Origin of the sequence: Paenibacillus lentimorbus NRRL B-30488 (assembly GCF_000411595.1) — a bacterium.
GTDB classification, from domain to species: domain Bacteria; phylum Bacillota; class Bacilli; order Bacillales; family Bacillaceae; genus Bacillus; species Bacillus velezensis.
The window spans coordinates 477,071-489,611 of record NZ_ANAT01000006.1; the positions used below are offsets into that span (position 1 = coordinate 477,071).

Genomic DNA, 12,541 nt, shown 5'->3' on the forward strand with positions numbered 1-12,541 from the left:
GCCGCCCTCAGGCCGGTTCATTTTACAGGCTCTGCGCCGATTTCCTGTCGTCTTCTTTTGAATTGACCATCCTTCTCGCTCTGTCCATAATGTCAATTAACGCTTTATAATCTTCTTCCGTCATCTCCAGCTTGTTTCTCAAGCTTTCATTTTCCTCACGCAGATCCTCGACTTCTTTTTGCAGCGCGGTCAGCTGTTCTGTGAGTTTTTCTTTTTCATGACGAACATCCGCTGCGGCCGGCGACTCTTTAAATTGCTGAAGAAACAAAATGACATCATCAATGGACAGCTCTTTTTCTCCTTCCGCCCTGCGGATCGGAGGCTGTTTGACGGTTCCCGGCAGATTGGCGGAATGCACCCCGATCTGCTTTCTTAATTCCTTCCGCTGTTTTTTCGCCAGTTCTATCCCTGACTGATATTGTTTTCTGACATAAGAATTCCATCTGAACCCGCAGGCGGCAGCCGTTCTCGTCAGCGCTCTGCCGACTTCTTCAAAAGCGGAAAGCTGGGTCCCGCCTTCCCGAATATGCCTGAGCACCACTTCGGCCAGCAGCAAATCTTCATCTTGCGTCCACGCGTCTTGTCTCGTTATCGTCAATCGTATCTCCCTCCATATTTGCTCATTTACCTCATACATATGCCGCTGATAGATTAGATAGACTACTGGCGCTCACAATTTTTTCGGCGGAAGCAGGCCGGAGGGGCAAAAAAAAGAAAAGCGCAGGAACCGAGATTCCCGCGCTTTTCTTCATACATTAATTGCTTTTAACATTTATGTCTTTGCCGTTGTATGATCCGCATGCTTTACATACACGGTGAGACAATTTCATCTCTCCGCATGACGGGCATTCTGTCATACCAGGTACATTTAGTTTGAAATGTGTACGGCGCAATCTTTTTTTCATTTTAGAAGTTCTTCTAAAAGGTACAGCCATTATTCCCACCTCCTTAAAGAGTTAAGATTCATCATCTTGTGTTAAGAGCTTTTTCAGATCCGCAAGTCTGGGGTCGATTTGATTTTTCTTGTCTTCCTCAGAAATCACTTGCCAATCCTTCCCCACTTGGGGAGCGGCTCCTTCTTTTTGTTCAGTTTCACAAAAGACTTGCATAGGAATTTCTAAAAGAATCTCTTCTTTTACGATCGGAGTTAAGTCGACGATATCGTCTTCAGCAATATGAACGTCCTCATCTTCTATATCATCCGACTTATGAAATCTAAACAGTTCTTTTGTCGCGATTGTAAATGGATACGGCACATCAACTAAAGTTCTTGAGCACGGCAAAACCATTTCGCCTGAAATCGTAAAGTCAAACGAAACTTGCTTGGATTCAATCTCCGCGCGGCCCTTCACCCGGACGGGAGAAATGCGGCGGATGTCAGAATTCAATTTTGTCAGCTCATTTAACTCAACTGTTTCATCAAATTCAAAGCTCTTTTTCGCCATTTGATGAAGCTGATAAATCGTCCATTTCATTTGTATCACCTCAGGAAAGCAACAAACATGATTATAGCTTTTCAGAATGTTTTTGTCAATATTTTTCTTTACAGCATAATGCCGCCGTCATGCAATCGTTGACAGCCGGATAGGCTATGCATACACTAAACGAAACGGACTAAAATATGCACTTCATTTGCAAATGTACCACACGAAGCAAAACATAGCAAGAAAGGCGGGACAAATATGAAAGCAGTCGGCCTGGTTGTTGAATATAATCCCTTTCATAACGGACACCGCTATCATGCGGAACAAGCAAAAATCAAAACGGACAGCAGCGTGGCAGCGGCGGTGATGAGCGGCCCTTTTTTGCAGCGCGGGGAACCGGCCGCCGTCTCAAAGTGGGCCCGGACAAAAATGGCGCTGGAAAACGGCGTAGATATCGTCATTGAGCTCCCTTATATATATGCCGTACAAAAAGCGGAATTATTCGCGCGCGGCAGCGTTTCGCTTCTTCATCATTTAGGATGCAGCAGCTTGTTTTTCGGCAGCGAAAACGGGCGGATCGAACCCTTTATTGAAGCGTCTGAAGCGTTCAGCCGAAAGGAAGATGACTGCAGCCTGATTCTGAAAGAGGAGCTGAAAAAGGGTCTCAGCTATCCGGCCGCCGCCTCAAAAGCTTTTTCACACATATTCAAAGGGCGGGACATGCTCGATTTGTCCAAGCCGAACAATATTCTCGGTTTTCACTACGTTAGAGCGATACACGCCTTCGGTTCCGCTATGAAGCCTTATACGACAGCCAGAATCGCTTCCCAGTATCATGACGACGAGCTTCCCGGAGATAACAGCCGGATAGCCAGCGCAACAAGCATCCGAAAAGCGCTGATAGAAAAAGGAACGGCGGCCGCAAGGAGCTTTCTCCCGGAAGCGTCTGCGCGTGAGCTGGAGGCTTACAGAAATTCATACGGGATATGGCACAGCACGGAAGACTATTTTTCATATGTAAAATACAGCGTCAGCACTCTGTCCGCTGAAGAATTGAGCCGAATCTACGAAGTGGAAGAAGGCCTTGAGCACAGAATTTTGCGCACCATCAGACAAGCCCGATCCTATCGCGAAATGATGGAACGATTGAAAACAAAACGATACACGTGGACGAGGCTGCAGCGGATGAACACGCACATTCTGACACGGACGAAAAAGGAAGACATGCATCGGCTTTTACAGCCTTCAAGCGCTCCTTATATCCGTCTTCTCGGAATGACGAAAAAAGGACAGGGGTACCTGTCGGCAAAGAAAAAAGAGCTTACCGCACCTCTCGTCAGCAAGCTCTCTTCTTTCTCTCATCCCGCTCTGGATCTGGACATACTGGCGGGACGAGTTTACAGCCTGCCGATAAAAGAACCTGAACGCACATTGTTTGAGAAACAGGAATTTTCACAAGCGCCGATCCGCTATGATGAAGACGAAAAGCGTTTTTTGAATGCGTAAAAAAAGCACCTGCCTGTATCAGGTGCTTTTTACTTTCAGCTGATCCAAATAGTCAAGTGCGTCCTGCATGGTGTCGACAGGGACGATCTTCATATCGGACTTGATTGCTTTCGCCGTTTTTACCGCATTTTTGTAATCAGAATTTTCAGCTCCGTTTTGATTCGGCGCAAAGAAAATATCTTTTCCCGCTTTGTCTGCGGCGACGACTTTCTGATCGATTCCGCCGATCGGTCCGACCTTGCCGTCCACGTCGATTGTCCCCGTTCCGGCTATATTATAGCCTTTTGTTTCGTCAGGTTTTGTCAGCTGGTTGTAAATTTCTAAAGACATCATGAGACCCGCAGAAGGCCCGCCGATGTTTTCAATGCTGAAATGGAGATCCGGCTTTACTTTCACGTTCCGATCCGTATATAACGCGACGCCGATTCCCGCTCTTTTCGGGTCTTCCGGGAATGATTTCAGCACAATGTCAACGGTCTTTTCTTTCGTGTCCCGTTCAATGTGAAACGTTACTTTCTCCCCCGCTTTTTTGCTGCTGATATAATCAATCAGCTTTTCAGCGGATTCGTATGTTTTCCCGTCCGCGCTGATGATTTTATCACCGACCTCTATTTTTCCTTTTGCCGGCATGTCAGAGACGACTGAGCTGGCGAAAATCCCGTTAAATGAGTATTTCACCTGTTTCCCGGCTTTTTGATAAGCGGCAATGACCGCGTTTTCTTGGGAGCTTTTCATCATTTGCAGCTGGCGCTTCATATAATCCGAGTCCGATTCGCCCTCTTCTTTTATGCTTTCATCAGGGACGATTTCATCGTAAGGATGCACTTTCGCCCAAAGATATGTATACGGATTGGCGGGGCCTACTTTGACAGTCATCAAGGAAAGGCTTCCTTTTTCAGGATAGCCTCCGTCCACCTTAATCAGCGGTCTCAGCTCTGATGCTTCTCCCGGCTGTGTAATGTAATACGGAAGCTTAATAAATGTAACAGCAATTAATAAGATCAGGATGATAAACACCCAGCGAAAATGTTTTGCTTTCATATGAGTTAGCCCTCCCAGTTCTCTATTTCTTGTTTAATCCGGCCGATCATCCGGTCTGCGGCTTCTTCGCCCGCTGTGATCATATGATCAATGTTGGCAAAAGAACTTGAGCTGAATGATTCAAGAGAAGGGCGGATCATGACGTCTGCGGCAATGGTCTGGTGACGGACCAATTCATTTTGCAGTATATCCATACTTTGCATGATTACATCAAAAATATGTGCCGCTTTTTCCGTTTTTTTCACCCGGGATACGTCAGAGGCGATGACGATATCAGCACCCATATCTTTTACGGCGGAAACCGGGATTCTGTCAACCACCGCGCCGTCGACTAACATACGTCCGTTCATTTTTTGCGGGACGAAAACGCCCGGTATGCTGATGCTCGCGCGGACGGCTTCGGACACTGAACCTTTCGTAAAAACGAGTTTTTCGCCGGTCTGAAGGTCGCAGGCCACGATGCCGAGCGGGATCCGCAGTTCTTCTATCGGCTTGCCGTACGTATAGGCATGAACAAGCTGCCTGATGCGGTCTCCTTTTAAAAATCCGAGCCTCGGCATCGTATAATCCGCGTACACCCGCCGCTTAAATGCTTTGGCGACTTTTTTCATCGTAGCCACGTCATGCCCGGCCGCATAAAAGCTTCCGACTAATGCTCCCATGCTGCTGCCGGCAATCATATCAATTGGAATCTGATGCTTATGTAAACTGGATAACACTCCGAGATGAGCGATGCCTCTTGCCCCTCCCGAACCTAACGCTAACCCGATTGTAGGTTTGGCCAACGCGACGAACCCCCTAATAGACATCCTATACATGAATTCTATGGTCTAAATTGAACCCCTATGCTCGTATATTAGTACAGGATGACAAATAGGTACTTGCCCGGCCGCCTTTAAGGTCTGTTCTATATTTTATCATGATATAAATGCCAGTGTGCAATTTTAGCATCGGGGAGGTAAGAATGAATTTGTCTAAGTTTCATACATTTTTGATTTCATTGTTTTTCATTTTTTTGACGGCGACGGTTATTTCACACCCTCAGGCCTCATTCGAAGCCTCCAAAACCGGTCTTTCCATGTGGTGGGAGGTCGTTTTCCTTCATTGCTTCCGTTTTTATTCTATCTGAGCTTTTAATCGGATTCGGCATTGTCAAATTTGTCGGCCTTTTACTCGAACCCTTTATGCGTCCCATTTTCAGAGTGCCGGGGGTCGGCGGATTTGTACTGGCTATGGGCATGGCTTCAGGCAATCCGGCCGGCGCGAAGCTGACTGCACGGCTGCGCCAGGATAAACAAATCTCCAGAGTAGAGGCTGAACGCCTCGTCTCTTTTACCAATTCATCCAATCCGTTATTTATATTCGCTGCTGTGGCGGTCGGCTTTTTTCATAACGCGTCTCTCGGCATTCTGCTGGCATCGGCTCACTATCTCGGAAACATCGCCGTCGGCCTGACGATGCGTTCATACGGACGGAAAGAAGAAGCGGCGTATACCGGTAAAAAGACGATCGCTCTCCCTTCTCTGAAGGAAGCATTTCTGGCCCTCCACAAGGCGCGGCTTTCGGAAAAGCGGCCGCTCGGAAAAATTCTGGGCGACGCCGTCACCTCTTCTGTACAAACCTTGCTGATGGTGGGCGGTTTTATTATATTGTTTTCGGTTTTCAGCCGGTTATTATCAATCGTACAAGTCATGGATGTGCTTTCTGTATTTACAAACGCGCTGCTTTCCCTTTTTCATCTTCCGGCAAATCTGGACATCCCTCTTATCAGCGGAATGTTTGAAATTACACTTGGGAGCAAGCTGGTCAGTGAAGCTGATGCCGCCTTGCTGCCGAAAGCCATGATTGTGAGTTTTATTCTCGGGTTCAGCGGCCTTTCCGTACAGGCCCAGGTAGCCGGCATTTTATCGGAAACAGATATCCGCTTTAAACCGTTTTTCGCGGCGCGTATCCTTCAGGGCATTTATGCCGCACTCTTTATTCTCTTACTGTGGAAGCCGCTTTACCTTGCATTGGACGAACCTTACCAGTCCGTATTCCTCCCTTTCCGCGATCAGGACGCGGGATCTGCTGCCGTCAGCGGATGGAATACACTTGTTGAAACCGGGCCCGCCATCACGCTGACAGCTCTCGCCGTATACGCATTGATTTATTGTTACAGGCTGTCAGCACGGACAAAAAAAGGATGAGACGCCGATCAGCGCTTCTCATCCTTTAAATTTCTGCTTCAGCGCCTGTTCAACTTCCGGAGGAACAAACTCTGAAACAGGCCCGTTATATTTTGCGACTTCTTTTACGATGCTTGAACTTAAAAAGAGTACTGATTGTTCGTCATCATAAAAAAAGTTTCTATTGATTCGTCAAGCACACGGTTGACGGAAGTCCCCTGCATCTCATATTCGAAGTCAGAAACGGCTCTGAGCCCTCTGATAATCGCTTTCGCCCGCTTTTTTTCGTATAGTCGATTAACAGTCCCTGTGACGTCTCGACCGTAATATTCGGAATGTCTTTTGTCACTTCTCTTAACAGCTCACAGCGTTCCTCGACTGTAAACAGCGGCTGCTTAGAAGAATTATTGAGCACGCATACGTACACATGCTCAAACACGTTTGCCCCCCGTCTGATAATGTCCAGATGTCCGTAGGTGACGGGATCAAAACTTCCGGGACATACAGCTATACTTGCCACATCATTACCCCCTATTTCGGTATATCGTCACTCCTGTAAGCCCGTAAATTTCCCTTCTTGTTACAGAAAGCGCGCCGACGGCTTCAGGAAGCGCAACGGCTTTATCATGCTCGGCTACGACAAAACCGTCTTCATTCAGCATGTTCTGCTCATCAATCATTTCGATAAGCGCTTTCAGCTTTTGTTCCTTATACGGAGGATCTAAGAAAATTCCGTCAAAACCTTTTTCCCGTTTCGCCGCGGCATAGAGGGCCCGCTCTGCATCATTGCGGTATACTTCCGATGAAGACAGCAGATCGAGCGCTTTGATATTCGCTTTTACCGTTTGGATGGCTTTGAAATCACGGTCCACAAAGATACAGCGGTCAAATCCGCGCGACAGCGCTTCAATCCCGAGACCGCCGCTCCCCGCAAACAAATCCAGCCCTGTTCCTCCGTCAAAATACGGGCCGATCATATTAAAAATAGACTCTTTTACTTTATCCGTCGTCGGCCTTGTTGATGTGCCCGGCACCGCCTTTAAGGCTCGTCCTTTTCTTGAACCGGAAATCACTCTCATTATTCACACCACTTTTTCTGAAAACTTTGATGTTTCTCATCGGCTGAGCCGTTATGTATAAAAACAATCCCTATCTTATCATAAAGCATTCTTTCAAACAATGAACGTGAAAAACGTGTATACATATTCACATTCCTGTCAAGACTACGTGTAACAGCATCAATGAATGATGTTGTTGCCAACCGCGGAGAAGACTTACGTTTCCCCATAAGTTCTTCCTCCGGTTTCTCCTCTCCCTTTTCCTTCTCCTTAACTTGTTAAGGAATAGAAGGACCCCGCAGGTATCTGCGGGGATTTTTTTATATACCGACTTTATAATCGTACTCTTTCGCTTTATCAAGCTTTGATTCAAATTCCAGCTTTAAAAAAGGTTTATAAGAAGGCTCTACCTTCTTCACATAAGAATAAGAAGAAATCTTTTCCACTGTTTTTTCGACCAGGTCCATATCGCAATACAGCACAACGTATTTCAGCCGCTTGGAAACATAATGAACGTTGCCGAATTTTCTCAGCATTTTGCTGTGTTTTAAGGAATGCAGATATACGATTATGCCTTGGCGCTTATTTTCCATCATGATCACCCGCCTGACTTTCTGTTCATTTTATGTAAAAGACGAGACGGCCGTCTCGTCAGGAAACTTTGCATCCGCAGCCGCCGCCGGAACCGCAGCCGCCGCCGCAGGATGACAGGCCGTCAAAATAAGGATTCCCCGTCGGCACTTTTACATGCTCCGAGACGGCCGTTCCGAGTTCAATGCTGATCTCGTCAAGCAGCGACTGAAGCTCAGTCTCCGCTTTTTTAAATTCGGCCACCTTATCGTTTAAATCGAGCTCCCGCTTCATTTCTCTCATTTTGCGGGAAATCTCTCTATAATCAGGATGGTATTTGCCAAAGCGCTGCACATCCTCATACTGCTCTTTAACGCTCATAAAAGAACGAATGATCCGCCCTGCCTCTTCATCTTCACGGAGACGCTTGTAACAATCGCGGTAATTTTCAGCCGTCTCAGACTGCAGAATCATGCCGGCAAGCTGCTCCGCTTCACTTTGAAGCTTGACGGACTCAATTGTTGCATACATAAATACGCACCTCCAGTTGCTAGTTTACCATGAAACCACCCAATTGGAAAATGCGGCGTTTAAACGCTTTTTAATCCTGCGAACGCATGGCGTGTACCATCTGCATCATCATCTGCGCCATTTGAATCCCGTTTGAGAATTGACTTACCCGATGCGGTATCGTCTTTTCATAAAAATTCATCATGTCAAGCTGAAAGGAATTGAGATCGTCCGGTTTTCTCGCAAGTCTGCGGTACCAAACGGGACGCTGCCGTATAAACCGTTTCCGTTCCTCATCTGCGGATATGAATTCCTGAACCTCTTTTCGCATACACGATCCCCTTCTTTAATCCTTTCTGAATGAAAAAGGATGTTGTCCGGAGCCTTGCCGGGGCTGCTTCGTGCTGCTCCCCGAAAATTGGCTTAAAAGGCTTTGCAATGATGAAATGGACTGGCTCATTTTATTGATCTGCTCATTCATTTGGTTGATATCCATCTTTTTGACGGCAGTGACCATTTTTGAAACGAAATCGTTCTTTTCAGCTGGTTCCTGTTTGGTTTCCGCGTCGGAAGAAGGCTGAACGGCCTCGTCTTTAAAAGGGTCCCACATCGGATCATCCTCGCCCAGAAGAACCCAGTTTTCATAGACTTCCTGCCAGCTTCTTTGTTCCTTGCGAACATTTTGGATCAGTTTGGGATGCTTTTTTACGAATTGTTTAAAATCATCGATTGATTGCCGTGATTGCTGATTCGCCACAATTCTCACCCCCTCCGAAAAGTTTTGCCTGCTATAATGTATCGGTTCATGCGCCTTAATGTTCGCCTAAATTGCGAAAAAAAGCAGGTATATTTTTTTCAGCAGGAGCGCCGCTCGCGAAAAAAACATAAAAAAACCGCGGGGACGCGTCCCTCTGCGGTTTTTTACTGCCAAGGCTTAATGAAGTTTTGCGTATAATACTTCCGGTCCACGCCGACACCGAGGTGCGTATAATCCGGGCTTAACAGCGCCTTCCTGTGGCCTTCGCTGTTCAGCCAGCCCTCCACGGCTGCAGGACCGTCCACATAGTTGTAGGCAATATTTTCACCGGCCTCCCGGTATTTCACATCGCCTTTTTCCAAGCGGTCCTTCAGAGTCCCGTATTTCTTTGAGACGTGAGAGAAATACTTGTTATCCTTCATGTCCTTGCTGTGGCCGAATGCCACTTTCGCGGCGCCTTCGTCCCATTTCAGCCTTGCCAGTCCGTGTTTCACGCGGATGACATTTGTAATGTCGAGAATCTGCTGTTCACTCGCTCGTTCAATGTCGTTCCATTTTTTATCAGAAACTGGCTCGGGTTCTGTCAGCTTTCCTCTGTACATGACCTCATACGGCCTTTGTTTCACAAGCGTTTCCGCATCAAAAGCCCTGATGCTTGACAGATTCCCGTCAAATTTGTCCATGTACAGCTGAACATACATTCCGCCTATCTTGACGGTGGGACGGGTATTGATATCTTCTTCGGAAAACTCAAACCGATACGTGTTTCCCTTGTCAGTCACATTGACAAAAGGAGAAACCTGCGTCGTTTTAAAAACTTCGCCCGTCGATTCGCCGATCTTAAACGGTTTTGCGTTGATGCCGCTTCCCGAAGCGTATAAAGTCACGGCTTTATCATTCAAAATACCGACTTGTACGTATTGGTCTTTCCCCTGGTTGTACACCCACCACTCGTAATCGTAGGCAGAAGGATCTTTCCGAGACGGTTCCCCAAGTTTCTTTTTCACATCGGCGGCAGATTTCCCCATGAGAGAAAGCAGTCCGGATGACGGCATTTTCAGCCGTTTTCCGCTCTCTTCTTCATTGGAAACCTGAGGCTCCTCCTGATTGGTCTTTTTCTGAGGAGCCGATCCATATTGTATAAACAGAACATACGCTCCGTAAATAAGCAAAAGGATAACGAGAGCCCTTGCGATATTTTTCAACCTCTCACCCCCATATCATCAAACCGTTCTGTTTTTGTGTACTCTTATACAGTACAGCCTATTTGCATCGTCCGTGATTTATGTTTAATGGATAAACCCCTCCGGACCTCCGTCTTCAGAAATGTCAGACAGCGCCCGGCCTGCTTGCTCATTTGATTGCTCGGCCAACGAAAGATCGCCGAGCGTAACAATGCCGACCAGTTTTTTATCCCTTGTGACGGGAATTCTTCTGAGCTGATGTTCAGCCATCAAATGGAGCACCTCCTCCACAGAGGCGTCTTCTTCTGCACTGATAACCCGCTCTGTCATTGCGTCGGTTATTTTTTGAGAGTTCGGCTTTTTTGAAGCAATTCCCCGTAATACGAGATCTCTGTCTGTCACGATCCCGACAAGTGTGGCGCCGTCTTCATCCACTATCGGAATGGCGCCGACATCCGCGTCTTTCATCTTCACCGCAGCTTCATATACATTATCTAATACTGTACAATATTGCAAGTCTGACGTCATGAGCTTATTGATCTTTGTCATTGCGGAATTCCTCCTTTTTCTGCTACTATTGTCGTCAAATTTTTCTTTTTGCATACTTTCACCGTATGAATCATTGAAAGTGTAACGCTTTCATACTATGATTGTCAGGAAAGGGCATTTTTAAAAGGAGGGGGAAGGTTTGAAGTTTGAAAACAGCGGTCTTGAAGGGGTAACAGCGGAGCTCAGCCGCTTGAATGATCTGATGGAAGGTAAAGGGCTCATTCTGGCTGGACAATGGGATTATGAAAGAGTGACTTACGACAAAAAGTTTTCAGTACCTGAGGGGACATTTTATCTGCGGATTCAAGGAACGGCAAAAGAGGGCGATGTCGGCGGCAGCCGGGCCGTGATTCAGCTGAAGGCCCCTCTTTTAGGAAAGCATTATTATCCGCACGGCGTAGAATACGGCAGCGCTGAAGAATTTCCGGAACATGTCGTCGCTGAAAGCAAAGCTTTACTGCTTGAATTGGAAGAGTCATTAAAAACAGTGCAAATGTAATAAAAAAGTACAGCATATTCTGCTGTACTTTTTTTATGAGACGGTATGCTCGATATACGGCGGCTCTGACAGCGTATCTTTTTCCCGTTCCGTTCTGACCCACTGAAAAAAGATGACAGCCAAATATATTCCGTAGACCGCCTCTTGAATGATTTTCATCAGCACTGCCCCAAGCTGCTGATCTTCCAGAGGAGGTAGCGTGTTAAACATCTCCGGTCCGGATAAAGGGATCTCCTCCAGCAAATCTAAAGGAACGCAAAGCTTCATTGCTTCGGCCCAAGCCGCCGGATCTGTATACGTGGCATACATGGGCGCCCCGCTGAACATAATGAGCGCGCAGGCCGGCGTTAACAAAATCCCGTCTGCCATAATATACCCCAGCTTCATTAAACCGCTGAGACGGGGCAGACCGTCCACCTTATGCACAAGCGGCCACCACATAAAAAACGCCGTTACAAAGATGAGTCCGTTCATCAGCGTGTGATACAGCGAATCCGTTTTGACGAAATCAAATATAAACGGGATGTGATACAGCGAAAAAATACCGTTAAACAGCACTAAAGCGATAAGCGGCATTGAAAAAAACGAAAACAGCGGCTTTACGACAGGACGGAAGATCAGTTTTTTCCATGCCCAGCCGGGAATTCCGGAGATCAACAGCGGCGGTACGACTAAAAATAGAACCGCCATCTGCGCCATATGGGCGCTGAACATCACATGGCCCAATAAATCAACCGGACTTCCCGCAGCCGCGTAAAAAAATAGCGCGGAAAGCACAAACAGCACCTTCTCCTTAACGGCCACACGTCCTTTATGCCGGCTGCACCAGTAAAAGTAAACACCTGTTATCACGGCAGTTATACAAAACAGATACGGGCTCCACATTGCGCGAAACCCGAACATTTCCAAATTAATCAAATCTCTCACTCCCCGCCGCCCCGATTACCACCAAATAATCGTGACAAATGCAAGCACGGTGATAAACGCGACAAATATTCCCGAATACAGAAATAATGACGGCGCTTCATGCCCCTTCTGGCTCATATGCATAAAGTAAAACAGCTGAAAGATGACCTGAATGACCGCAAGCAGGATCAGAAACGGCATCGTAAACCATCCGGCAATGCCGTCTGCAGCCACCGTCAAAAACGCGACAAGCGTAAGGCCGATCATCAAGCCGAAGGATATGACCTGATATTTCATCTCCTCGGCATTTTTCCTTCTCCGATATTCGAGATCCGTACTGACAGTCCCTCTGTTTTTGTTATCGTCCAT

The 12,541-nt window shown here is 46.9% G+C and carries 17 protein-coding genes and 2 pseudogenes; 3 read left to right on the forward strand and 16 right to left on the reverse strand.

Translation table 11 applies throughout. The annotated features are described in order from the left end of the window. Positions 1-22 precede the first annotated feature (22 nt). The 3 genes from gerR to D368_RS04975 form a co-directional block, all read right to left on the reverse strand. The gene (gerR, locus tag D368_RS04965) at positions 23-598 is read right to left on the reverse strand and encodes a sporulation-specific transcriptional regulator GerR (RefSeq protein ID WP_003154450.1); all 576 of its coding nucleotides are present in this window, start codon (positions 596-598) and stop codon (positions 23-25) included. A gap of 157 nt (positions 599-755) precedes the next feature. Further along, positions 756-935 carry a 50S ribosomal protein L32 gene (gene rpmF, locus D368_RS04970; protein ID WP_003154457.1) on the reverse strand — a complete coding sequence of 60 codons (180 nt, stop codon included), beginning with the start codon at positions 933-935 and terminating at the stop codon, positions 756-758. 21 nt (positions 936-956) lie between these two features. Continuing rightward, on the reverse strand, positions 957-1,475 hold the full coding sequence (locus D368_RS04975) for a YceD family protein (RefSeq protein ID WP_003154459.1): 519 nt from the start codon (positions 1,473-1,475) through the stop codon (positions 957-959). A 207-nt stretch (positions 1,476-1,682) separates the two neighbouring features. On the opposite strand from D368_RS04975, the gene D368_RS04980 reads away from it, so the two are divergent. Next, positions 1,683-2,930, forward strand: coding sequence for a nucleotidyltransferase (locus D368_RS04980; protein WP_128574602.1), 1,248 nt, complete (start codon positions 1,683-1,685; stop codon positions 2,928-2,930). A gap of 18 nt (positions 2,931-2,948) precedes the next feature. Here D368_RS04980 and D368_RS04985 read toward each other — a convergent pair whose 3' ends face one another. Continuing rightward, on the reverse strand, positions 2,949-3,971 hold the full coding sequence (locus D368_RS04985; protein WP_071391872.1) for a SepM family pheromone-processing serine protease: 1,023 nt from the start codon (positions 3,969-3,971) through the stop codon (positions 2,949-2,951). Between the two features lie 5 nt (positions 3,972-3,976). Next, entirely contained in the window at positions 3,977-4,756 is a 780-nt protein-coding gene (locus D368_RS04990; protein WP_015388274.1) for a patatin family protein, read from the reverse strand. A 179-nt stretch (positions 4,757-4,935) separates the two neighbouring features. Here D368_RS04990 and ylbJ point away from each other — a divergent pair. Further along, positions 4,936-6,160: pseudogene (ylbJ, locus tag D368_RS04995) on the forward strand (sporulation integral membrane protein YlbJ). A gap of 18 nt (positions 6,161-6,178) precedes the next feature. Here the strand turns inward: ylbJ and coaD are convergent. The 9 genes and pseudogenes from coaD to D368_RS05040 all read right to left on the reverse strand — a co-directional run bounded on the left by coaD (position 6,179) and on the right by D368_RS05040 (position 10,767). Continuing rightward, a pseudogene (gene coaD, locus D368_RS05000) lies at positions 6,179-6,659 on the reverse strand (pantetheine-phosphate adenylyltransferase). A gap of 4 nt (positions 6,660-6,663) precedes the next feature. Beyond that, on the reverse strand, positions 6,664-7,218 hold the full coding sequence (gene rsmD / locus D368_RS05005) for a 16S rRNA (guanine(966)-N(2))-methyltransferase RsmD (RefSeq protein ID WP_128574603.1): 555 nt from the start codon (positions 7,216-7,218) through the stop codon (positions 6,664-6,666). Next, a complete protein-coding gene (locus D368_RS05010; protein ID WP_015388275.1) occupies positions 7,218-7,427 on the reverse strand; it encodes a hypothetical protein in 210 nt (69 codons plus the stop codon). Before D368_RS05010 ends, rsmD begins: the two co-directional genes overlap by 1 nt. A 90-nt stretch (positions 7,428-7,517) precedes the next feature. Beyond that, a complete protein-coding gene (locus D368_RS05015; protein ID WP_071392581.1) occupies positions 7,518-7,790 on the reverse strand; it encodes a YlbG family protein in 273 nt (90 codons plus the stop codon). Positions 7,791-7,848: 58 nt separating this feature from the next. Then, positions 7,849-8,298 carry a regulatory iron-sulfur-containing complex subunit RicF gene (gene ricF, locus D368_RS05020; protein ID WP_003154472.1) on the reverse strand — a complete coding sequence of 150 codons (450 nt, stop codon included), beginning with the start codon at positions 8,296-8,298 and terminating at the stop codon, positions 7,849-7,851. A 70-nt stretch (positions 8,299-8,368) separates the two neighbouring features. Further along, on the reverse strand, positions 8,369-8,608 hold the full coding sequence (locus D368_RS05025; protein ID WP_003154475.1) for a YlbE-like family protein: 240 nt from the start codon (positions 8,606-8,608) through the stop codon (positions 8,369-8,371). A gap of 15 nt (positions 8,609-8,623) precedes the next feature. Then, complete coding sequence (locus D368_RS05030; RefSeq protein WP_071391875.1) at positions 8,624-9,034, reverse strand: YlbD family protein; 411 nt, start codon at positions 9,032-9,034, stop codon at positions 8,624-8,626. Positions 9,035-9,198: 164 nt separating this feature from the next. Beyond that, the gene (locus D368_RS05035) at positions 9,199-10,239 is read right to left on the reverse strand and encodes a CAP domain-containing protein (protein ID WP_003154477.1); all 1,041 of its coding nucleotides are present in this window, start codon (positions 10,237-10,239) and stop codon (positions 9,199-9,201) included. A gap of 84 nt (positions 10,240-10,323) precedes the next feature. Continuing rightward, positions 10,324-10,767 carry a CBS domain-containing protein gene (locus tag D368_RS05040; protein ID WP_003154478.1) on the reverse strand — a complete coding sequence of 148 codons (444 nt, stop codon included), beginning with the start codon at positions 10,765-10,767 and terminating at the stop codon, positions 10,324-10,326. Between the two features lie 139 nt (positions 10,768-10,906). Between D368_RS05040 and D368_RS05045 the strand changes: the two genes are divergently transcribed. Next, positions 10,907-11,266, forward strand: a complete 360-nt coding sequence (locus D368_RS05045) for a YugN family protein (protein ID WP_007409688.1) — start codon at positions 10,907-10,909, stop codon at positions 11,264-11,266. 33 nt (positions 11,267-11,299) lie between these two features. Here D368_RS05045 and ctaG read toward each other — a convergent pair whose 3' ends face one another. After that, positions 11,300-12,184 (reverse strand): cytochrome c oxidase assembly factor CtaG, encoded by an 885-nt coding sequence (gene ctaG / locus D368_RS05050; RefSeq protein ID WP_003154480.1) that lies wholly within the window; start codon positions 12,182-12,184, stop codon positions 11,300-11,302. Positions 12,185-12,208: 24 nt separating this feature from the next. After that, positions 12,209-12,541 (reverse strand): cytochrome c oxidase subunit IVB, encoded by a 333-nt coding sequence (gene ctaF, locus D368_RS05055; RefSeq protein ID WP_015388278.1) that lies wholly within the window; start codon positions 12,539-12,541, stop codon positions 12,209-12,211.

Excerpts from the sequence above, each read along its gene's own strand:
- rsmD (WP_128574603.1), bottom strand. The coding sequence starts at position 7,218 with ATGAGAGTGATTTCCGGTTCAAGAAAAGGACGAGCCTTAAAGGCGGTG.
- D368_RS05025 (WP_003154475.1), bottom strand. The coding sequence starts at position 8,608 with ATGCGAAAAGAGGTTCAGGAATTCATATCCGCAGATGAGGAACGGAAA.
- D368_RS05010 (WP_015388275.1), bottom strand. The coding sequence starts at position 7,427 with ATGGGGAAACGTAAGTCTTCTCCGCGGTTGGCAACAACATCATTCATT.
- D368_RS04985 (WP_071391872.1), bottom strand. The coding sequence starts at position 3,971 with ATGAAAGCAAAACATTTTCGCTGGGTGTTTATCATCCTGATCTTATTA.
- rpmF (WP_003154457.1), bottom strand. The coding sequence starts at position 935 with ATGGCTGTACCTTTTAGAAGAACTTCTAAAATGAAAAAAAGATTGCGC.
- D368_RS05015 (WP_071392581.1), bottom strand. The coding sequence starts at position 7,790 with ATGGAAAATAAGCGCCAAGGCATAATCGTATATCTGCATTCCTTAAAA.
- D368_RS04975 (WP_003154459.1), bottom strand. The coding sequence starts at position 1,475 with ATGAAATGGACGATTTATCAGCTTCATCAAATGGCGAAAAAGAGCTTT.
- ctaF (WP_015388278.1), bottom strand. The coding sequence starts at position 12,541 with ATGGACGATAACAAAAACAGAGGGACTGTCAGTACGGATCTCGAATAT.
- D368_RS05040 (WP_003154478.1), bottom strand. The coding sequence starts at position 10,767 with ATGACAAAGATCAATAAGCTCATGACGTCAGACTTGCAATATTGTACA.
- ricF (WP_003154472.1), bottom strand. The coding sequence starts at position 8,298 with ATGTATGCAACAATTGAGTCCGTCAAGCTTCAAAGTGAAGCGGAGCAG.
- D368_RS04980 (WP_128574602.1), top strand. The coding sequence starts at position 1,683 with ATGAAAGCAGTCGGCCTGGTTGTTGAATATAATCCCTTTCATAACGGA.